The organism is Pseudomonas sp. P1_F1_2 (assembly GCF_056405815.1).
The window spans coordinates 19,705-40,728 of sequence record NZ_JBFUBK010000017.1 but is presented as its reverse complement, the minus strand read 5'-3'; the positions used below and the strand labels follow the sequence as shown (position 1 = coordinate 40,728).

The window sequence follows — 21,024 nt, the reverse complement described above, 5'->3', positions numbered from 1 at the left end:
ATGGAACTTGTTATCGCGCGTCCTGAAGGTTTGTACTGCCCGGCCGGGGATTTCTACATCGACCCGTGGCGCCCCGTCGAGCGCGCAATCATCACCCATGCTCACAGCGATCATGCCCGAAGCGGAAATCGTCACTACCTGACGGCGTCAGCCGGCGAAGGCATCCTGCACGCTCGCCTGGGTGCAGGCATCAATCTGCAAACCCTGCCTTACGGCCACGCCCTGAAACATCATGGCGTCACCGTCAGCTTTCACCCCGCCGGGCACGTGCTCGGCTCGGCCCAGGTGCGACTGGAATACGGCGGCGAGGTCTGGGTCGCCTCGGGGGATTACAAGACCGAAGCCGACGGCACGTGTGCGCCCTTCGAGCCGGTGCGGTGCCACACCTTCATCACCGAGTCGACCTTCGGCCTGCCGATTTATCGCTGGCAACCTCAGGCGCAGGTGTTTGCCGAGATCAATCAGTGGTGGCAGGCCAACGCCGCCGCCGACAGGGCCAGCGTGCTGCTCTGCTACTCGTTCGGCAAAGCGCAGCGCATTCTCCATGGCATCGACGCCCTTCTCGGCCCGATTCTGGTGCATGGCGCCGTGGAGCCGATTAACCAGATGTATCGCCAGAGCGGCGTTTACCTACCGCCCACTCTCTATGCCGGCGAGGTAAAAAAGAGTGACCCGATGATGCGTAAAGCCCTGATCATCGCGCCGCCATCCGCGGGCGCCAGTACCTGGATGCGTCGTTTCGGTGAGTACAGCGACGGCTTCGCCAGCGGCTGGATGCGCTTGCGTGGCCCCCGTCGGCGGCGCGGTGTCGATCGGGGATTCGTGCTCTCCGACCATGCCGATTGGCCGGGCTTGCTTTGGGCGATTGAACAAACCGGGGCCGAGCGGGTGATGGTGACGCATGGCTCGGTCGAGGTTCTGGTGCGCCACCTGCGTGAACAAGGTCTCGATGCACAGGGTTTCAACACCGAGTACGGCGACGACGAGGAAGAAAACACCCAGATCGCCCCCCAGAAAGACAAGGTGTTGGCATGAAGGCGTTCGCCGAGTTGTATGCCGAACTCGACGCCACCACGTCGAGCAACGCCAAGCTGGCGGCCATGCAAATCTACTTTGCTCAGGCCTCGCCGCAAGATGCCGCGTGGGCCGTGTACTTTTTAGCCGGAGGACGCCCTCGGCAATTGGTGCCCGTGCGCATATTGCGAGAGTTGGCGGTGACCGTTTCCGGCCTTCAACCCTGGCTGTTCGAAGAGAGTTATCAGGCGGTGGGCGATCTGGCAGAAACCATCTCACTGGTGCTGCCCGTAGCCCACCACCGTTCCACTGAGGGACTGGCGACCTGGATCGAAGACAAGCTGCTGTCCTTGCGCGGCGAATCCCCCTCTGTACTCGCCCAGCAATTGCCCACGCTCTGGTCGCAACTGGATCGCGCCAGCCTGATGCTCTGCATCAAACTGATCACCGGCAGTTTCCGTGTCGGCGTTTACAGGCAACTGGTGACCCGAGCCCTGGCAGCCATGGCCGGACTCGACAGTAAACGCGTGGCCCAGCGCATGGTCGGTTACACCGACTTATCTAATCGCCCGAGCGCTGCCAGCTACCTGAAATTGATCGCGGCTGAGTCCGGTGATGAACACGCGCAGCGCGGGGGGCAACCTTATCCGTTCTTCCTGGCCCATGCCTTGTCGCAACCGGCCGGGCAATTCGAAGCATTGCTCGGCCCCGCCAGCCAATGGCTGGTGGAGTGGAAATGGGATGGCATTCGCGCGCAAGTGATCAAGCGCGACGGGCGTTTGTGGATCTGGTCGCGGGGCGAGGAATTGGTGACCGAACGCTTCCCTGAGTTTGATCACCTCGTGCACGGCTTGCCCGACGGCACGGTGATCGACGGTGAAATCGTGGCATGGAAATCCGCGCCTCACGGCACCGATGCCAGCCTGCCCGGCAATCCCGCCGTGCAACCTTTCGCCTTGTTGCAACAGCGCCTTGGACGCAAAACTCTCGGCAAGAAAATCCTCGAAGAGGTGCCCGTGGTGATCCTCGCCTACGACCTGCTGGAATGGCACGGCGCGGATTGGCGCAATCAATCGCTGGCCAAGCGTCGCACTCAGTTGGAAACGGTCGTAGCCACCTGTAACAGCCCGGTGTTACTCGCCTCACCAGTGCTCATCGGTGAGAACTGGCTGGACCTCGCCCAACAAAGGGAGGCCTCCCGCAGTCTCGGCGTCGAAGGCATGATGCTCAAAGCACGGGATTCGCTGTACGGCGTCGGCCGGACCAAGGACATGGGCGCGTGGTGGAAATGGAAAGTCGACCCGTTCAGCGTCGACGCGGTGCTGATTTATGCCCAGCGTGGCAACGGACGACGGGCGAATCTCTACAGTGATTACACCTTCGCGGTCTGGGATGGTCCGCCTGATGYCAGCGAACGCACGCTGGTCCCCTTCGCCAAGGCCTATTCAGGGCTGACCGACGAAGAATTGCGCCAGGTCGACAGCATCGTGCGCAAAACCACGGTGGAAAAATTCGGCCCGGTCAACAGCGTGAAACCCAGCCTGGTGTTCGAGTTGGGATTCGAAGGCATTGCCCTTTCAAAACGCCACAAGAGCGGAATTGCCGTGCGCTTCCCCAGGATGTTGCGCYGGCGTCAGGACAAGTCGGTTGAGGACGCTGACGACCTCGGCACATTGCAAAAATTACTGGGCTGACCCACTGGTTTTTGTGTCCGCTCGAACAAAGTTGGTGCACCCCACTCATCAAGCCCGTTTTCGTGCACAATTCCTGCGCCGTCACTTCTTGTATGACCTTTTAAAACGCTTGTTCGGGACTCTGGTTCGGAAATTGCTACTTTCATTAGGTCTTACGCTTTCCAGTAACAATAATTCTGCGCCACAAGCGCTCATATTGGTTCTTAGGGATTGAATAATGAAAAAAGCATTGCTGACCCTTTCTGCACTGGCTTTGTGCATGGCTGCCGGCTCCGCGCTGGCCAAGGAATACAAAGAGCTGCGTTTTGGTGTTGACCCTTCCTATGCACCTTTCGAGTCCAAAGCGGCCGACGGTAGCCTGGTAGGCTTCGACATCGATCTGGGGAACGCGATCTGCGCCGAGCTGAAGGTCAAGTGCAAATGGGTCGAAAGTGACTTCGATGGCATGATTCCAGGCCTCAAGGCCAATAAATTCGACGGTGTGATCTCGTCGATGACCGTTACCGAAGCCCGTGAAAAAGTCATCGACTTCTCCAGCGAGCTGTTTTCCGGCCCAACCGCCTACGTGTCCAAGAAAGGTTCCGGCGTGACGGCGGACGTCGCTTCGCTCAAAGGCAAAACCGTCGGCTATGAACAAGGCACCATTCAGGAAGCCTATGCCAAAGCCGTTCTGGACAAGGCCGGTGTGAAAACCCAGGCCTACGCCAACCAGGATCAGGTCTACGCCGACTTGACGTCCGGTCGTCTCGATGCAGGGATTCAGGACATGCTGCAAGCCGAACTGGGCTTCCTGAAGTCGCCACAAGGCGCCGACTATGACGTCAGCAAGCCAGTCGACGACCATTTGTTGCCTGCCAAAACGGCGGTGGGCATTAAGAAAGGTAACACCGAGCTGAAAGCACTTTTGGATAAAGGTATCAAAGCGTTACACGATGATGGCACCTACGCCACCATTCAGAAGAAACACTTTGGCGATCTGAATCTGTTCAGCGGCAAATAATGCCCGGCGCCCATCTCGCGATGGGCGCTTTTTTCATCCGATCAGGTTGCTGATTTATGTTCGAAAACCTATTACAAAATCTGGGGCTCTCTGCCTTCAGCCTCAAGGGCTTCGGTCCGTTGCTGATGCAAGGCACCTGGATGACGATCAAGTTGTCGGCGTTGTCGCTATTGGTAGCCGTGTTGCTCGGGCTACTCGGTGCCAGTGCCAAGCTGTCAAAAGTCAAACTGATGCGCGTGCCTGCCCAGCTTTACACCACACTTATTCGCGGCGTTCCGGACCTGGTCCTGATGCTACTGATTTTCTACAGCCTGCAAACCTGGCTGACGTCCCTGACCGATTACATGGAATGGGAATACATCGAGATCAACCCATTCAGCGCCGGGGTCATCACCCTGGGCTTTATCTATGGCGCGTATTTCACCGAAACCTTCCGTGGCGCGATTCTCGCCGTCCCACGGGGTCAGGTCGAAGCGGCCACCGCCTATGGCCTCAAGCGCGGCCAGCGTTTCTGGATCGTGGTGTTCCCGCAGATGATGCGTTATGCCCTGCCGGGTATCGGTAACAACTGGATGGTGATGCTCAAGGCCACGGCCCTGGTCTCGATCATCGGCCTTGCCGATCTGGTCAAGGCTGCCCAGGACGCCGGTAAAAGCAGCTATCAGCTATTTTACTTCCTGGTACTTGCCGCGCTGATCTACCTGGTGATCACCAGCGCGTCCAACTTCATTCTGCGCTGGCTTGAACGTCGTTACTCCGCCGGTACCCGGGAGGCCGTACGATGATCGAACTTCTGCAGGAATACTGGAAACCTTTCCTCTATAGCGACGGCAACAACATCACCGGCCTGGCCATGACGATGTGGTTGCTCAGCGCTTCGATCTTCTTCGGTTTTATCGTGTCGATTCCGCTGTCCATCGCCCGGGTGTCACCGCACTTCTACATCCGTTGGCCAGTGCAGTTCTATACCTATCTGTTTCGTGGCACGCCGCTCTATATCCAGCTATTGATCTGTTACACGGGGATCTACAGCCTGGCCGCCATTCGGGCTCAGCCGGTACTGGACGCATTCTTTCGCGATGCGATGAATTGCACGATCCTGGCCTTCGCCCTGAACACCTGCGCCTACACCACGGAAATTTTCGCCGGTGCCATTCGCAGCATGAACCACGGTGAAGTCGAAGCCGCCAAGGCTTATGGCCTGACCGGCTGGAAGCTGTATGCCTACGTGATCATGCCCTCAGCCCTGCGTCGCTCGTTGCCGTACTACAGCAACGAAGTGATCCTGATGCTGCACTCGACCACAGTGGCGTTCACCGCAACCATTCCGGACATTTTGAAAGTCGCTCGGGACGCCAACTCGGCGACCTTCCTGACCTTCCAGTCGTTCGGCATCGCTGCGCTGATCTACCTGACCGTGACCTTTGCGCTGGTCGGCCTGTTCCGCCTCGCCGAACGCCGATGGCTGGCCTTCCTCGGGCCGACCCACTAGGACCCGCTTTAGGAATAAAGAAACATGCGCCACCAGACTCATGACTTGCTGGCCCCAGTACCGGGGACTGCACGACAGATCCACAGTTTTCATTACGGCCCTGCGGCGGCCAAAGGCAAGATCTACATCCAGTCGTCACTGCATGCCGATGAACTGCCCGGCATGCTCGTGGCCTGGCACCTCAAGCAACGCCTGGCGGAACTGGAAGCCGCCGGCCGGCTGATCAGCGAAATCGTGTTGGTGCCCGTGGCCAATCCGGTCGGCCTGGAACAAGTGCTGATGGAAGTCCCTCTGGGCCGCTTCGAACTGGAAAGCGGTCAGAACTTCAACCGCTGGTTCATCGATCTGAGCGAAGCAGTCGGCAATGAAATCGAAGGCCAACTCAGTGACGACCCGCAGCGCAACCTCGAGTTGATCCGCGAAAGTTTGCGCAACGCCCTCGCCCGGCAGACCGCCAGCACTCAACTGCAATCCCAACGCCTGACGCTGCAACGCCTGGCCTGCGATGCAGACATGGTGCTAGACCTGCACTGCGACTTCGAAGCCGTCGCGCACCTCTACACCACACCCGAAGCCTGGCCGCAGGTCGAGCCGCTGGCGCGCTACATCGGTTCCGAGGCGAGTTTGCTAGCCACCGATTCCGGCGGCCAATCGTTCGACGAATGTTTCACCCTGCTCTGGTGGCAATTGAAGGAGCGCTTCAGCGAGCGCTTTGACATTCCGCCGGGCAGTTTCTCGGTGACCGTCGAATTGCGCGGCCAGGGTGACGTCAATCATCCGCTGGCCAGCCTCGATTGCCAGGCGCTGATCGAGTACCTGATTCACTTCGGCGCCATTGCCGGCGAGCCGGCTCCGCTGCCCGAACTGCCCTACCCCGCCACACCGTTGGCGGGCGTCGAACCGGTAGCCACACCGGTCGGCGGCTTGCTGGTGTTCACCGCACTGCCGGGGGAATACCTGGAAGCCGGGCAACTGATCGCCGAAATCATTGACCCGATCAACGATCGCGTCACCCCCGTTCATTGCACCGCCGCCGGGTTGATGTACGCCCGTTCGCTGCGGCGCATGGCCACTGCAGGCATGGTGATCGCGCACGTCGCGGGCGCCGAAGCCTATCGCAGCGGCTACCTACTTTCGCCTTGAGGATGCATGCCCCATGTACAAACTGACGATCGAAGGCCTGCATAAAAGCTATGGCGATCACGAAGTCCTCAAAGGTGTTTCGCTCAAGGCCAACACCGGCGACGTCATCAGCCTGATCGGCGCCAGCGGCTCGGGTAAAAGTACGTTCCTGCGTTGCATCAACTTTCTCGAACAGCCCAACGACGGCGCCATGAGCCTGGACGGCCAGAACATCCGCATGATCAAGGATCGTCACGGCATGCACGTGGCCGATGCCGATGAACTGCAACGGATCCGTACCCGCCTGGCCATGGTGTTCCAGCATTTCAACCTGTGGAGCCATATGACGGTGCTGGAAAACATCACCATGGCCCCGCGCCGGGTGCTGGGTTGCAGCAAAGAAGAGGCCGAAGACCGCGCCCGACGTTACCTGGACAAGGTCGGTCTGGCCGCCCGCGTCGCCGACCAGTACCCGGCTTTCCTGTCTGGCGGTCAGCAGCAGCGGGTCGCCATTGCCCGGGCGCTGGCCATGGAACCGGAAGTCATGCTGTTCGACGAACCGACGTCGGCGCTCGACCCGGAACTGGTGGGTGAAGTATTGCGCGTGATCCAGGGCCTGGCCGAAGAAGGCCGGACCATGATCATGGTAACGCACGAAATGAGCTTCGCCCGCAAAGTCTCCAGCCAGGTACTGTTCCTGCACAAAGGGCTGGTGGAAGAAGAAGGCGCGCCGGAAGACGTGCTGGGCAATCCGAAGAGTGAGCGGCTCAAGCAATTCCTCAGCGGCAACCTGAAGTAACGCCGAGCCTCAACCCCACAACAAAAAATGGCCAGTCAGCTGACGTCTTTACGGACATCAACTGCACTGGCCATTTTTTTTGGCGGCAGATCAGGCGACAGGCGCCGGAGGTGGCTCATCCGGCAGGGTGGGTTCGCCAGGTTCCGTCGGTTGTTCGTTCGGGGTATCGGGGTCTGGTTGACCGGGGATGCCCCCCGCCATGCTGACGGGTGGATGTGCCAACAAGGACCAGGCCAAAACGCCAATCTGATTGGGCTCAAGCCTTGCCAGCTCGGCACTTATTCGCGGATCGATCTTCATAAAGCACTCCTGAGCAATGGCCCCGTCCGCTGTGCGCGAACCGGGCAGTACACCCCATAGAGTGTCTACCCGCTCAGGAATTCCCGCTGACTGGCCAGATGAACGGATCAGGTGCGCGGCAGGGTAACGCCGAGCTGGCCCTGGTACTTGCCACCACGGTCCTTGTAGGAGACTTCGCACTCTTCATCGGATTCGAAGAACAGCATCTGTGCGACGCCTTCATTGGCGTAGATCTTCGCCGGCAGTGTCGTGGTGTTGGAGAACTCCAGCGTCACGTGCCCTTCCCACTCAGGCTCAAGCGGCGTCACGTTGACGATAATGCCGCAACGCGCGTAGGTGCTTTTACCCAGGCAGATGGTCAGCACGTTGCGCGGAATACGGAAGAATTCCACGGTGCGCGCCAATGCGAAGGAGTTTGGCGGAATGATGCAAACATCGCTTTTGACGTCGACGAAGCTCTTCTCGTCGAAATTCTTCGGATCAACGGTCGCCGAGTTAATGTTGGTGAACACCTTGAACTCATCGGCGCAGCGCACATCGTAGCCGTAGCTCGAAACGCCGTAGGAAATCACACGCTCGGCGCCTTCGCCACGCATCTGGCGCTCAACGAAGGGGTCGATCATGCCGTGCTCTTGCGCCATGCGGCGAATCCACTTGTCCGATTTGATGCTCATGGCGTGTGTCCTGAATAGCGAGGTGGAAAAATTCTGTCCGGCATCTTACCGGGCGCGCGCCCCGGGTTCAAAGTCCGGGGCATAATTCTCCCCGCTCCCCCGTGAATTCAGGACCTTTCGCCCAATCCAAAGGACCGTCAGTCCTGAAAAGAGAGAAACCTTCGCAAGAAGCATTGGCACGTCCCGGAAAAAGGGTTAAGGTGGCGCCACTGTGCTGCTTGTGTCACTGAGAATCTCTACACGATATGTTGAATTTCGATCCAACCATCTACAAGAATTTTTCCTGCTCTTTGCACTCAGTCTCGGCCAGGGTTCTTCCTGAGTCGCAGTTATCTTTGTTCAAGGAGTTACACCATGTCTAATCGCCAAACCGGTACCGTTAAGTGGTTCAACGATGAAAAAGGCTTCGGCTTCATCACTCCACAATCCGGTGACGACCTGTTCGTTCACTTCAAAGCTATCCAATCCGACGGCTTCAAAAGCCTGAAAGAAGGCCAACAGGTTTCTTTCATCGCTACCCGCGGTCAGAAAGGCATGCAAGCTGAAGAAGTTCAAGTTATCTAACTTGTACTTGCTTTAGTAAAAAGCCCCGCCCTTAAAAGCGGGGCTTTTTTGTGCCTGACGGTTTTTCAGGCAAAAAAAAATCGCAGCCCCACGGCTGCGATTTTTGCGTCTTACCAGGCCACGCCAAACCCTGCGGTATAGCGCGTCTTGCTCAGGTCGCTGTCATCGGTACCGCTGATGATATCCCGCTCCGCCTTGAGATTGAGCGAAGCCCAGTCTGTCACCTTGTATCGCAATCCCATTTCAGCATCCAGCGCGTAATCCGCCACACCCGACAACGGCTTGGCCACCTCACCATGGGTAAAGAACTCCACCGTCTTGCCGACCAGGTAACGGTTGTAATCCCACTTCATCGCCAGGGCATAGAAGTTATCCTTGTTGCCGTCCGAGAACTCATAGTCCGTGCGGTTGACCAGCGACCCCAAGGAGAATGCACCCAGCTCGTCGTCCCAGAACTGGTAACCAGGGCCTGTACCGACAGTGCGTTGACGGGAAAGGTCTTCGACTTTGTCGCGCTTGTACACCAGTCGCCCCTCCCAGAACCATTTCTCGGTCAGGAAGCGGTCGAGCGAGTATTCAGCACGCCAGTTGTCCGCGGTCACATCTCCATCCTGGAATTCGCGGTTGTATTCACCTTCCGCGATATGCCGCCAGCGGCCATGACGCGCCGTGGTCCTGAAGTCGACGTCATAATCGTTGGTGTCGTTCTCAGCCCTCTGGTAGTCCAGCGCCAAGTCGACGTTACCCTTCCACACCAAATCCTCGACCACCGGCTTGGGCTTGAGAATTTGCTGGATACTGGCCAATTCCACCGTCTTCGGCGCGTCGCCATTGGCCAGCGTGACCTTACCGTCCTCTGCCGCACGCAACGACTTGGCCTTCTCGCCGGTATAGGCATTCTGTTTGACCAGCAATTCCTGATCACTCTCCAGGGTTTTGACCTGTTTCCAGTCGATCGGGATCGCACCGGCGTATTCGGTCTGGATCACCAGCTTGCCACCATCGAACAGCGTGATCTTGCCGCTCAACTTGTCACCGTTTTTCAACCAGACAGTATCGGCGAGCACCGGCATGGAAGCGCTCAGGACAGCGAGACAGAGCAGTGTTCTGGACAACATAAGTAAATACACGCTCAAGATTGCGAAAAAAAATCGTCATTATCCTTACTGACAAGGCCCAGACAAGGACTGACTCGACTAATTCTATTGAGTTCATTTCTCAATTCCTGATCCCGGATTTACTCTACAAACGGTAACGCGAACCTCCTCAGGAACCCCGGACATGCTCAACCCCACCTCTGAAACGGAAAGCCAGGCGCAAATCCGACGCACGGCGCTCTACCTGACCCTGGCCCAAGTGCCTGAAGGCAAAGTGGTGAGCTATGGTCAACTGGCAGAGCTGGCCGGACTCGGTCGCGCCGCCCGCTGGGTCGGACGCACGTTGAGCCAATTGCCGGGTGACACCAAACTGCCCTGGCATCGGGTGCTCGGTGCCGGTGGTCGGATCAGCCTGCCTGTGGGCAGCCCTTCGGGGGATGAACAGCGCGCGCGTTTACGCGCCGAAGGCATCAGCATCCTGAACAATCGTGTTGATATTCAGCGCCATGGCTGGCGTCCGGTAGAGCACAGCGGTTAGAGTGCGCGCTTTGTTTCCGTAATTCTTGAGGCAGACTCCAGCCCATGCCCCGTAAAACCTGGCGCGCCGCGCTCGCCGCCTATGCCAGCCCTTCGACGCTCGTGTTGTTGCTGCTTGGTTTCGCCGCCGGCCTGCCCTACATGCTGGTGTTTTCGACGCTTTCCGTCTGGCTTCGCGAGGCCGGAGTTGCCCGCGAAACCATCGGCTATGCAAGCCTGATAGGCCTGGCCTACGCCTTTAAATGGGTCTGGTCCCCGCTGCTCGACCAATGGCGCCTGCCATTTCTCGGCAAACTGGGTCGACGACGCTCGTGGCTGGTGTTGTCCCAGGCGCTGGTGATCCTTGGCCTGATCGGCATGGGCTTCTGTGACCCACAAAAGCATTTGTCCTGGTTGATCGCTATCGCAGTGGTCGTTGCCTTCGCCTCGGCGACACAAGACATTGCTGTAGATGCCTATCGCCTGGAAATTGCCGAAGACAGCCGTCAGGCAGCGCTTGCCGCCAGTTATATGTCAGGCTATCGGATCGCCGCGTTGCTAGCGACCGCCGGTGCACTGTTCTTCGCCGAGGGCTTCGGTTCCACCGGTTTCAATTATCAGCATTCAGCCTGGGCCGGCACCTACTTGCTGTTCGGCGCCCTGATGGTTCCGGCATTGATCACCTCGCTGTTCATGCGCGAACCACCTGTGCCGCTGCGCACTCAGCTTCAGGCCGGGCGCTACAAATTCGTGCATCAACTGGCATCGGTGTTTGTACTGATCGTGTTGCTGGTGTCCGTTCCCGCGATGTTCACTCAGTTCTATTACACCGACTTCGCCAGCGTGCTGTTCGAAGGCGTGAGTCTGCTCGACCTGCTGCTCGATGACCGTGCATTCCTGCGGGCAATCCTCTACACCACGCTAACGCTGCTTTGCCTGTCGTCCATGGGCCGCCGCGGCCTGGCGCCCGTACTGACCCCCATCAACGACTTCATTTCGCGTTACCGCTGGCAAGCCCTCCTGCTATTGGGGCTGATCGCCACGTACCGGATGTCCGATACGGTCATGGGTGTGATGGCCAACGTGTTTTACATCGACATGGGGTTCACCAAGGACCAGATTGCCAGCGTCAGTAAAATCTTTGGCTTGATCATGACGCTGGTCGGTGCCGGCATGGGCGGCCTGCTGATCGTACGTTTCGGCATTTTGCCGATCCTGTTCATCGGCGGCGTTGCGTCCGCGGCGACAAACATCCTGTTCCTGATGCTCGCCGACATGGGCGCCAACCTGAACATGCTGATCCTCACCATTTCCCTGGACAACTTCAGTTCCGGCCTGGCGACTTCCGCGTTCGTCGCTTACCTGTCGAGCCTGACCAACCTCAAGTTTTCCGCCACACAATACGCCCTGCTCAGCTCGATCATGCTGCTGTTGCCACGCCTGATCGGCGGTTACTCAGGGGTCATGGTCGAGAAGTTCGGCTATCACAATTTCTTCTTGATTACCGCCTTGCTCGGCGTTCCGACCCTGCTGTTGATTGCCTTGCACTGGTTCCAGGAGAGCCGTCGTGCAGGTCCGACACCAACGCCGGAGCCGGTTCCGAGCCAGATCGTGGAAGAATCGTAGGAAGCGTCGCAAGGGGCGGTGTGATTCCCGCCCTCCTGCCACCCCACCGACCGCACGCCTGTACGCCAGCGGATCTCGCCCGTACAATGCTCCGTCATTTCTCGTCATCAGCAACCGACAACGGCCAACCATGCGCACCAGTCAATTTTTGCTCGCCACACAGAAAGAAACGCCTTCCGACGCGGTCGTGATCAGCCATCAGCTGATGCTGCGCGCCGGCATGATCCGCAAACTCGCCTCGGGCCTGTACACCTGGCTGCCGATGGGCTTGCGAGTGATGCGCAAGGTCGAAGCCGTCGTTCGTGAAGAAATGAACGCTGCGGGCTCTCTCGAAGTGTTGATGCCGAGCACACAACCGGCTGAGCTGTGGCAGGAATCCGGTCGCTGGGAAGAGTACGGCCCTGAATTGCTGCGCTTCAAGGATCGCCACGGTCGTGATTTCTGCGCGGGCCCGACCCACGAAGAAGTCATCACCGACCTGATGCGCAACGAATTGAGCAGCTACAAACAGCTGCCGATCAACCTGTATCAGATCCAGACCAAATTCCGTGATGAAATCCGTCCACGCTTCGGTTTGATGCGCGGTCGTGAGTTCATCATGAAGGACGCCTATTCGTTCCACGCTGACCAGGCTTCGCTGCAAGTCACCTACGACCGCATGCACCAGGCCTACTGCAACGTGTTCACCCGTCTGGGTCTGAGATTCCGCCCTGTAGAAGCCGACAACGGCTCCATCGGCGGCGCCGGCTCCCATGAGTTCCACGTACTGGCCGAATCAGGCGAGGACGACATCGTCTTCAGCAACGGTTCCGACTACGCAGCGAACATCGAGAAAGCCGAAGCGGTGCCACGGGAAACTTCCCGTCCAGCCCCCGCCGAAGAGCTGCGTCTGGTCGACACGCCAGACACCAAGACCATCGCCGCGCTGGTGGAAAAATTCAATCTGCCGATTGAAAAAACCATCAAGACCCTGATTGTGCGCGCCGAAGAAGAAGGCAAGCTGATCGCCCTGGTCATTCGCGGTGACCACGAGCTCAACGAGATCAAGGCTGCCCAGCAACCTGGCGTTGCCAGCCCGCTGGTCATGGCCACCGACGCAGAACTGCGCGACGCCATTGGCGCCGGCGCCGGCTCCCTCGGCCCGCTGAACCTGCCACTGCCGATCATCATCGACCGTTCGGTTGAGCTGATGAGCGACTTCGGCATCGGCGCGAACATCGACGACAAGCACTACTTCGGCGTGAACTGGGAGCGCGATCTGCCAGTTCCGACCGTTGCCGACCTGCGCAACGTAGTAGCTGGCGACCCAAGCCCGGATGGCAAGGGCACGCTGGAAATCAAGCGTGGCATCGAAGTCGGGCACATCTTCCAGCTGGGCAACAAGTACAGCAAGGCGATGAAGTGCGAAGTGCTGGGCGAGAACGGCAAGCCGGTCACCCTGGAAATGGGCTGCTACGGCATCGGCGTTTCCCGCGTGGTGGCTGCCGCCATCGAGCAGAACAACGACGCCAACGGCATCATCTGGAGCGACACGCTTGCGCCCTTCCAGGTTGCCCTGGTGCCATTGCGCTACGAAACCGAACAGGTTCGTGAAGCCACCGACAAGCTCTATGCAGAACTGACTGCAGCCGGTTTCGAAGTACTGCTGGACGACCGCGACAAGAAAACCAGCCCGGGCATCAAGTTCGCGGACATGGAGCTGATCGGCATCCCTCACCGGATCGTGGTCAGTGACCGCGGCCTTGCCGAAGGCAATCTGGAATACAAGAGCCGCACCGAACCTGAAGCGCAAGCGCTGCCGGTCGCTGACGTGTTGTCTTTCCTCCAGGCCCGTATCCGCCGCTGACACCAGATAGAGAAGTCATGTTCAAGCGAAACACCTTAGGCCTCGGTGGTGCCGCCCTGTGCGGTACCCTGCTGGTCAGCGGCTGCGCCAATCACATGTCGCAACGTAGCGAGAACGAGGAGCGTGTCGAGCGCAAATTGCTCGATCACAGCCTGCAGATCGATGTCGGCGAGCCGAAGGTGCTGGATCTGCCGCAACGTCGGGTGAAAATTCACGAGCAGAAGACGTTCGAAGTCACCGAGTTCGAAGTCACGCGCCACTATGATCGCTACACGCCTTATCAACCCTGGCGGGAGGTCTATGAGATCCCGCTGGGCGCGGTGGCCGTCGTAGCCGGTGTCGGGGCGAATGTCGTCAATGTGTTCGCCCTCGGTAACTTGCCGGACAGCATGACCAAGGATTGGCTGAGCTATGGTTTCGCCGGGCTCAACCCGTTCATGAACGTGCAATCGCACGGTCGTGCACAGCAAAACCTGGCCGGCATCGACGAAGTCCAGCGCGATAAGCGCACCGAATACTCGAGCCTGCCATGGAGCGAGCGCCCGGTGCAGGTCAAGGCCGGCAAGGAAACGTTCGAACTGAGCACCGACAAAAACGGCGTTTTGCGCCTGAATCTGCTGGACAGCCCGTTCGCCGAGCATGACATCAACCATCTGACCCGATTGTTGATCAGTGTCGAAGATGGCCAGGGTGATGTGCGCACCAATTCATCCTTGGCGGTCAGCAGTTCATTGCGCGGCAAATTGCTTGAGGCCCACGAGCTGATTTACGAGGACCTCGAAGACGACGAAGTGAGCCAGTGGGTACACCGGGTCAAGCGTCTGTCGGACCTGGGCCTGGAAGAAGAAGCCAGCGAACTGGAACAAAGCCTGATCGAGCTGACCCGCAACGATCCTGAGTTGCAGGCCGAGTTCCTCAAGTCGTTGAACCGCAATGCAGGGCGCCTGGTTGCGAATCCGGGACTGAACTAAAAGCAGAAGCATCGCGGGCTTGCCCGCGATGAGCCCCTTGAGTTCACGGCAGAACTACCGCTCAAACAACTCCATCTGCTCAAACCCACCGCGCAAATCCTCCAGCCTGACCCCAACCCCCAACAACCGCACCGGTTTCCCGCCGCGATTGAACGCCTGGGTCAGCAACAACTGATAACTACCCAAGTCCCGCCCTGCCCCGGCCTGTTCCAGCGTGGTCTGGGTAAAGTCATGGAATTTCACTTTGACGAATGGCTTGCCCGGCCGATAACTGCTGTCGATCCGCGCCATACGTCCCGCCAGGGTTTCCAGCAACTCGGGCAATTTATCCAGGCAGCTCACCAAATCCGGCAGATCCACGTCATAGGTATTTTCGACACTGATCGACTGCCGACGACTGTCGTTATGGACCAAACGCTCATCGATCCCACGGGCCAGGCTCCAAAGTCGTTCACCAAAACTGCCGAATTCGCGCACAAGCGCCAATTTGTCCCACTCGCGCAACTGCGAGCAATCGACGATGCCCAGCCGGCCCAATTTATCGGCAGTGACCTTACCCACACCGTGCAGCTTGCTCACTGGCAAACCGCTGACAAAGTCTTCCACTTGATCTGGCGTAATGACGAACAAGCCGTTGGGCTTTTTCCAGTCACTGGCGATCTTGGCCAGAAATTTGTTCGGCGCCACGCCCGCCGACACGGTGATATGCAATTGATTGGACACCCTGCGACGGATGTCCTGAGCGATACGCGTGGCGCTGCCCCCAAAATGCGCACTGTCCGATACGTCAAGGTAAGCCTCATCGAGGGACAGCGGCTCGATCATGTCGGTGTAATCGCGAAAGATCGTGTGAATTTCCTTCGACGCCTCTCTATAAGCGTCCATGCGTGGCTTGACGATGGTCAGGTCCGGACACAGCTTTAACGCATGCCCGGACGACATGGCCGAACGTACGCCATAGGCCCGCGCTTCATAGTTACAGGTCGCGATGACTCCCCGCCGATCCGCCGAACCACCCACTGCCAACGGTTTACCGGCCAGGCGCGGGTCGTCACGCATCTCGATGGCGGCATAGAAGCAGTCACAATCGACGTGGATGATTTTTCGCTGAGTCATATAAAAGCGGCGTTCATGACGAAGAAATGGGACGTTGGCCAGTCGGATAAGCAGTATCTCACTGACACCTGTATATAGCACCAGTAGTCTGAATGTTCTTTTCCATGCGTAGGAAAGTGCGCTTTGCATTTATTTTATCAATCGAACGCAACCCGCCAATAGAGCTGAAAGCCTTGCCACGCCTGCCTTACAGACGATCGCCCAACCCCAATTACAAGCTAAGCGGTTGAACAGGAAGAGGTTTTTCCGGAATTGCAGGTTGACACCCCGGCGATCCTCTGTAGAATGCCGACACACAGACGCGGGATGGAGCAGTCTGGTAGCTCGTCGGGCTCATAACCCGAAGGTCGTCGGTTCAAATCCGGCTCCCGCAACCAAACATCAAAAAAGGCTACTCGAAAGAGTGGCCTTTTTTGTGCCTGCTCGTTTTGTACTCCTAGCGGTAGTCAGGGCGAATGTAGGGACATTTAGGCTGATGCTGCCCAAAATGAGAAATCGTTCTGATTCCGAAACTTAGCTCTCCCCTGCGACCGTTCGCCGCTCTTCTATACTTATTTAACCCTTCTTGGGATTAACGGTTGACACCTCGCCGTTCGCCTGTAGAATGCCGCCACACAGACGCGGGATGGAGCAGTCTGGTAGCTCGTCGGGCTCATAACCCGAAGGTCGTCGGTTCAAATCCGGCTCCCGCAACCAAACATCAAAAAAGGCTACTCGAAAGAGTGGCCTTTTTTGTATCCGCCGAAAAAGTCCTTTCGCAACAATGATCTGTCACAGTGTCGTGAAGCGTCGGGGATCATCAAACTGCCCAGTTCAGACTATGCTGGAACGCAGGCAGCCCCTCTACGACGCATGATGCGCCATCGCCGGAACCCGGTGAGAGGCGTTAATATTCGTGATTATTTTTTTCTACAGGGATTGGTAACTTGGCTCGATACCTCCATCCTGTCGCGCACAATCCAAGAGGTGATTGATGCGCGCCAACTCGTCTGATCCACAGGACACCGTCACAGCGACACAACCGATCAAGGCCGGGCGTTTGCACCTGCTTGATCTGGTCAGCAAGTATCGTCAGCCCATTGGCCTGGCGGTTACTCTGCTGCTGTTCGCGATCGCGCTGATTGCCTGCCGCCACCTGTTGAGCGAACTTGATCTGTACGCTTTGCACGACTCGATCCTGGAAGTACCGAAACCGGCGTTGCTGGGCGCATTGGGTGCGACCGTCGTTGGTTTCATCATATTGCTGGGTTACGAGTGGTCGGCCAGCCGCTATGCGGGGGTGACGCTGGCGCCGCGAATTCTGGCACTCGGCGGTTTCACTGCATTCGCCATCGGTAACGCCATTGGCCTGTCGATGCTCTCGGGGGGCTCGGTTCGTTACCGCTTATATGCACGTCATGGCCTGGGGGCTTCTGAAGTCGCCCACATGACACTGTTTGCCAGCCTGTCGCTCGGGTGCGCCCTGCCGCCACTGGCCGCGCTGGCAACCCTCAGCGACCTGCCTGCCGCCTCTGCAGCCCTGGGTCTATCCGAAACATTGCTCGGCGCGATCGCCGCGGCGGTTCTGCTGCTCTTCAGCGTGCTGGCCATCGGCATCTACCGCCGTCGCCTGCCGGATCAACCTTCGTCGGACAACCTGTTGGTCAAAGTCGGCCGCCGCACCTTGCGCCTGCCCGGGCGCCGCCTGACTTTCCTGCAACTGATCATTACCGCCCTGGACGTGGCTGCCGCCGCGACCGTGCTTTATCTGTTGCTGCCAGAGGCACCGCCCTTCGGCGCCTTCCTGCTGGTGTACTTGCTGGCATTGGCCGCAGGCGTGCTCAGCCACGTGCCGGGCGGCGTCGGTGTTTTCGAAGCGATCCTGCTGGCCGCGTTCGCCGACACCCTCGGCGCCGCACCACTGGCGGCCGCCCTGCTGTTGTATCGGCTGATTTATGTGATTTTGCCCTTGCTGGTGGCCTGCGTATTCTTGCTTATCAACGAAGGCCAGCGCCTGTTTCAGACGCGCCAGTCCCTGCGCGCGGCGTCCGGCCTAGCGGCACCGATTCTGGCGGTACTGGTGTTTCTTTCCGGTGTGGTGTTGCTGTTTTCCGGCGTGACCCCGGAAATCGACACCCGCCTGGAACACATCGGCTTTCTGATCCCGCATCGACTGGTCGATGCCTCGCACTTCGGTGCCAGCCTGATCGGCGTGCTGTGCCTGCTGCTGGCTCAAGGGCTGCGTCGGCGCCTGTCTGCGGCCTGGATGCTGACCACCATTTTGCTGCTGGTCGGCGCCCTGCTCTCGCTGCTCAAGGGGTTTGACTGGGAAGAAGCCTGCCTGATGACCCTCATTGCCAGCCTGCTGGGGGTATTCCGCCGCTCGTTCTATCGCCCGAGCCGCCTCACCGAACTGCCGTTTTCGCCGCTGTATCTGGTGTCTAGCCTGTGCGTTCTGGGTGCCTCGATCTGGTTGCTGCTGTTTGCGTATCAAGACGTTCCGTACAGCCATCAACTCTGGTGGCAGTTCACCCTTGATGCCGATGCGCCGCGTGGCTTGCGCTCGTTGCTGGGCGCCGCAGTGTTGCTGGTGGTGGTATCGCTGACATGGTTGCTGCGCACCGCCCGCCCGGTCATCCATTTGCCGGCGCCCGATGAACTGGAGCGCGCGCACAAGATCCTCATGGCGTCCGCCCAGCCGGATGGGGGCCTGGCCTTGACCGGTGACAAGGCGCTGCTGTTCCACCCTAACGACGAGGCGTTTCTGATGTACGCACGCCGTGGGCGCAGCCTGGTGGCGTTGTACGACCCAATCGGCCCGACGCAACAACGGGCGGAAATGATCTGGCAGTTCCGCGACCTCTGCGACGTCCATCACGCCCGTCCTGTGTTCTATCAAGTGCGTGCCGAGAACCTGCCGTACTACATGGACATAGGCTTGACTGCGATCAAGCTCGGCGAAGAAGCCCGGGTCGATCTGCATCGCTTTGATCTCGAAGCCAAGGGCAAAGAGATGAAAGACCTGCGCTACACCTGGAACCGTGGCACTCGTGATGGTCTGTCACTGGAAATCCATGAGCCGGGCCAGGCGCCGATGGATGAGCTCAAGGTGATTTCCGATGCCTGGCTGACCGGTAAGAATGTCCGCGAGAAAGGCTTCTCCCTGGGTCGCTTCAGTGATGATTACCTCAAGCACTTCCGCATTGCGGTGATCCGTTTTGAAGGTCGCCCGGTCGCGTTCGCCAACCTTCTCGAAACATACGGCCATGACCTGGCCAGTCTCGACCTGATGCGCGCGCACCCGGACGCCCCCAAGCTGACCATGGAGTTCATGATGGTCGGCCTGATACAACATTATAAAAATCATGGATACGCGCGTTTCAGCCTGGGCATGGTGCCGTTGTCGGGGTTGCAACCCCGTCGTGGCGCCCCCCTGACCCAGCGTCTGGGCTCGATGGTATTCCGCCGTGGTGAGCAGCTCTACAACTTCCAAGGCTTGCGCCGCTTCAAAGACAAGTTCCAGCCTGACTGGGAACCCCGTTATATGGCCGTGCCCGCCGGACTCGATCCGCTGGTTGCCCTGGCCGATACTGCTGCCCTGATTGCGGGCGGCTTGACTGGATTGGTGAAACGCTGATGATTCAACGCTCCTTGCGGTACGTACTGGCCACACTGGTAGTGCTGGCCCTGATTGTCGGTGGCGGCTACTGGTACCTGAAACGCCCGGCACCGGCACCGACGCTCGAACAGCTGACGCCCGCCAATGGCGCGGCGATGACCCGCGTGATTCCCGGCACCACGCCGAAGGCTCAGGTGCTGGTAGCGGTCAATGAAGACCAGAAGCTCAGCGACCAACAACTGATGACCCTGAGCCGTTCCGGTTCGGCGCAGATTGTTCAAGTGATCCTGCCTAAAGACTGCCTGCTGCAAAGCCGCGCCCTGCAATCGGGCCTGCGCGAACTCAAAGGCCCGGCAACCCTGGTCAGCGGCATCGGCCCTGGCGCCGTGCTGGCCTGGCGCTGGTTGTCCGAGCAGAAGAATGACCTGGCCCAGGCCGTTTCCGTCGACCTGGCGCTGGAAAAACCAGGCTGCACGCACCTGCTGCCAAAAAGTGCTGCCCATGGCCACTGGCTGGTGGCGTGGAACGATAACCCGGACGACACCAGTGCCGGCTTCGTGCGCGACCAACCCAACGCCGAAACCAGCATCAGCGACTACGACATCAACCTGCCGCAAGTGCTGAACAACGAACTGCGCAAAATCCTCGTGGGTGGCGACAAAGCCGCCGGCGGCCTGCAAATTCCAGTGGTCGAAGTGCCAGCCGGTCAAGCCAAGGACACCGTCACCCTGTTCCTCTCCGGTGACGGCGGTTGGCGCGACCTGGACCGTGATGTCGCGGGCGAAATGGCCAAGATCGGTTACCCGGTGGTCGGCATCGATACCCTGCGCTACTACTGGCAACACAAGAGCCCGGAGCAAAGCGCCCTGGACCTGGCTGAACTGATGCAGCACTACCGGCAGAAATGGGGCACCAAACGCTTCATCCTGACCGGTTATTCGTTCGGCGCTGATGTGCTGCCGGCAATCTACAACCGCCTGGCCGAATCGGAACAGCAACGCGTCGACGCCATCATCCTCTTGGCCTTCGCCCGCACCGGCAGCTTCGAAATCGAAGTCGAAGGCTGGCTCGGCAACGCCGGCAAAGAAGCCGCCACCGGCCCGGAAATGGCCAAGCTGCCACCGGAAAAAGTGGTGTGCATCTACGGTGAAGAAGAAGTCGACGAAAGCGGCTGCACCGACAAGAGCGCCGTGGGTGAAGCGATCAAACTGCCTGGCGGCCACCACTTCGACGAGAACTACCCGGCGCTGGCCCAGCGCCTGGTGGACATCATCGTCAAGCGTCAGGCCAAGGAAGAGGCGGCGACGCAGGAGTGATCTGAGCGTCGCCACGAAAAAGCCCCCGCAGCTGTTTGGTTGCGGGGGCTTTTTTACATGTACTGTCTCGTCCTAAAAAGCTTTCTGCTTAGGTGCAGGCTGGCCATCTTGCACAAAAGCAAAATGTCTTGACTCTTCATCAAGCTAGAAAGTCCAAGTGTCCACATTCCATAAAACGTGGACACTTTTTTCATTGGAAAAATCGAGCCGTCAACACCGTTCGATAGATCCTGACCTCGCGACCGGCCCGGGCAAAGACCAATCTGATGACGAACTGGC

Annotated in this window: 18 protein-coding genes and 2 tRNA genes; 16 read left to right on the top strand and 4 right to left on the bottom strand. The window is 58.8% G+C overall.

Annotated elements, in window-relative coordinates:
- From AC1D2P_RS07565 to AC1D2P_RS07535, 7 genes are all read left to right on the top strand, one after another.
- On the top strand, nucleotides 1-1,035 hold the full coding sequence (locus AC1D2P_RS07565) for a ligase-associated DNA damage response exonuclease (RefSeq protein ID WP_477758345.1): 1,035 nt from the start codon (nucleotides 1-3) through the stop codon (nucleotides 1,033-1,035).
- Complete coding sequence (locus AC1D2P_RS07560; protein ID WP_477811371.1) at nucleotides 1,032-2,708, top strand: ATP-dependent DNA ligase; 1,677 nt, start codon at nucleotides 1,032-1,034, stop codon at nucleotides 2,706-2,708. Before AC1D2P_RS07565 ends, AC1D2P_RS07560 begins: the two co-directional genes overlap by 4 nt.
- Nucleotides 2,709-2,925: 217 nt before the next feature.
- The gene (locus AC1D2P_RS07555) at nucleotides 2,926-3,708 is read left to right on the top strand and encodes a transporter substrate-binding domain-containing protein (protein WP_109787996.1); all 783 of its coding nucleotides are present in this window, start codon (nucleotides 2,926-2,928) and stop codon (nucleotides 3,706-3,708) included.
- A gap of 56 nt (nucleotides 3,709-3,764) precedes the next feature.
- Complete coding sequence (locus tag AC1D2P_RS07550) at nucleotides 3,765-4,493, top strand: ABC transporter permease (RefSeq protein WP_046029301.1); 729 nt, start codon at nucleotides 3,765-3,767, stop codon at nucleotides 4,491-4,493.
- Complete coding sequence (locus tag AC1D2P_RS07545) at nucleotides 4,490-5,200, top strand: ABC transporter permease (protein ID WP_046029299.1); 711 nt, start codon at nucleotides 4,490-4,492, stop codon at nucleotides 5,198-5,200. Before AC1D2P_RS07550 ends, AC1D2P_RS07545 begins: the two co-directional genes overlap by 4 nt.
- Nucleotides 5,201-5,224: 24 nt before the next feature.
- A complete protein-coding gene (locus tag AC1D2P_RS07540) occupies nucleotides 5,225-6,343 on the top strand; it encodes a succinylglutamate desuccinylase/aspartoacylase family protein (protein ID WP_109787997.1) in 1,119 nt (372 codons plus the stop codon).
- A 13-nt stretch (nucleotides 6,344-6,356) separates the two neighbouring features.
- A complete protein-coding gene (locus tag AC1D2P_RS07535) occupies nucleotides 6,357-7,121 on the top strand; it encodes an ABC transporter ATP-binding protein (protein WP_046029295.1) in 765 nt (254 codons plus the stop codon).
- A 90-nt stretch (nucleotides 7,122-7,211) separates the two neighbouring features.
- Here AC1D2P_RS07535 and AC1D2P_RS07530 read toward each other — a convergent pair whose 3' ends face one another.
- Both AC1D2P_RS07530 and dcd read right to left on the bottom strand, forming a co-directional pair.
- Nucleotides 7,212-7,421, bottom strand: a complete 210-nt coding sequence (locus AC1D2P_RS07530; protein WP_007947208.1) for a hypothetical protein — start codon at nucleotides 7,419-7,421, stop codon at nucleotides 7,212-7,214.
- Between the two features lie 107 nt (nucleotides 7,422-7,528).
- Nucleotides 7,529-8,095 (bottom strand): dCTP deaminase, encoded by a 567-nt coding sequence (dcd, locus tag AC1D2P_RS07525; RefSeq protein ID WP_046029293.1) that lies wholly within the window; start codon nucleotides 8,093-8,095, stop codon nucleotides 7,529-7,531.
- Between the two features lie 354 nt (nucleotides 8,096-8,449).
- Here dcd and AC1D2P_RS07520 point away from each other — a divergent pair, with 354 nt between their 5' ends.
- On the top strand, nucleotides 8,450-8,659 hold the full coding sequence (locus tag AC1D2P_RS07520) for a cold-shock protein (protein WP_002554837.1): 210 nt from the start codon (nucleotides 8,450-8,452) through the stop codon (nucleotides 8,657-8,659).
- 110 nt (nucleotides 8,660-8,769) lie between these two features.
- On the opposite strand, the gene AC1D2P_RS07515 is transcribed toward AC1D2P_RS07520, so the two are convergent.
- Nucleotides 8,770-9,777 carry a DUF481 domain-containing protein gene (locus AC1D2P_RS07515; protein ID WP_046029292.1) on the bottom strand — a complete coding sequence of 336 codons (1,008 nt, stop codon included), beginning with the start codon at nucleotides 9,775-9,777 and terminating at the stop codon, nucleotides 8,770-8,772.
- Nucleotides 9,778-9,940: 163 nt separating this feature from the next.
- Between AC1D2P_RS07515 and AC1D2P_RS07510 the strand changes: the two genes are divergently transcribed.
- The 4 genes from AC1D2P_RS07510 (at nucleotide 9,941) to AC1D2P_RS07495 (ending at nucleotide 14,715) form a co-directional block, all read left to right on the top strand.
- A complete protein-coding gene (locus AC1D2P_RS07510; RefSeq protein WP_109787999.1) occupies nucleotides 9,941-10,294 on the top strand; it encodes an MGMT family protein in 354 nt (117 codons plus the stop codon).
- Nucleotides 10,295-10,338: 44 nt separating this feature from the next.
- A complete protein-coding gene (locus tag AC1D2P_RS07505) occupies nucleotides 10,339-11,898 on the top strand; it encodes an AmpG family muropeptide MFS transporter (RefSeq protein WP_046029290.1) in 1,560 nt (519 codons plus the stop codon).
- A 130-nt stretch (nucleotides 11,899-12,028) separates the two neighbouring features.
- Complete coding sequence (locus tag AC1D2P_RS07500; protein ID WP_046029289.1) at nucleotides 12,029-13,744, top strand: proline--tRNA ligase; 1,716 nt, start codon at nucleotides 12,029-12,031, stop codon at nucleotides 13,742-13,744.
- A 17-nt stretch (nucleotides 13,745-13,761) separates the two neighbouring features.
- Nucleotides 13,762-14,715, top strand: coding sequence for a hypothetical protein (locus AC1D2P_RS07495; protein ID WP_109788001.1), 954 nt, complete (start codon nucleotides 13,762-13,764; stop codon nucleotides 14,713-14,715).
- Nucleotides 14,716-14,769: 54 nt separating this feature from the next.
- Here the strand turns inward: AC1D2P_RS07495 and dinB are convergent, their stop codons facing one another.
- Nucleotides 14,770-15,831, bottom strand: a complete 1,062-nt coding sequence (dinB, locus tag AC1D2P_RS07490) for a DNA polymerase IV (RefSeq protein WP_109788002.1) — start codon at nucleotides 15,829-15,831, stop codon at nucleotides 14,770-14,772.
- 300 nt (nucleotides 15,832-16,131) lie between these two features.
- On the opposite strand from dinB, the gene AC1D2P_RS07485 reads away from it, so the two are divergent.
- The 4 genes from AC1D2P_RS07485 to AC1D2P_RS07470 all read left to right on the top strand — a co-directional run bounded on the left by AC1D2P_RS07485 (nucleotide 16,132) and on the right by AC1D2P_RS07470 (nucleotide 20,745).
- Nucleotides 16,132-16,208, top strand: a tRNA-Met gene (locus AC1D2P_RS07485).
- A gap of 242 nt (nucleotides 16,209-16,450) precedes the next feature.
- A tRNA-Met gene (locus AC1D2P_RS07480) sits at nucleotides 16,451-16,527 on the top strand.
- A 277-nt stretch (nucleotides 16,528-16,804) separates the two neighbouring features.
- Nucleotides 16,805-19,447, top strand: coding sequence for a bifunctional lysylphosphatidylglycerol flippase/synthetase MprF (gene mprF, locus AC1D2P_RS07475; RefSeq protein ID WP_046029286.1), 2,643 nt, complete (start codon nucleotides 16,805-16,807; stop codon nucleotides 19,445-19,447).
- Nucleotides 19,447-20,745 carry a virulence factor family protein gene (locus tag AC1D2P_RS07470; protein WP_477758343.1) on the top strand — a complete coding sequence of 433 codons (1,299 nt, stop codon included), beginning with the start codon at nucleotides 19,447-19,449 and terminating at the stop codon, nucleotides 20,743-20,745. The genes mprF and AC1D2P_RS07470 overlap by 1 nt, the downstream gene beginning before the upstream one ends.
- Nucleotides 20,746-21,024: the final 279 nt, after the last annotated feature.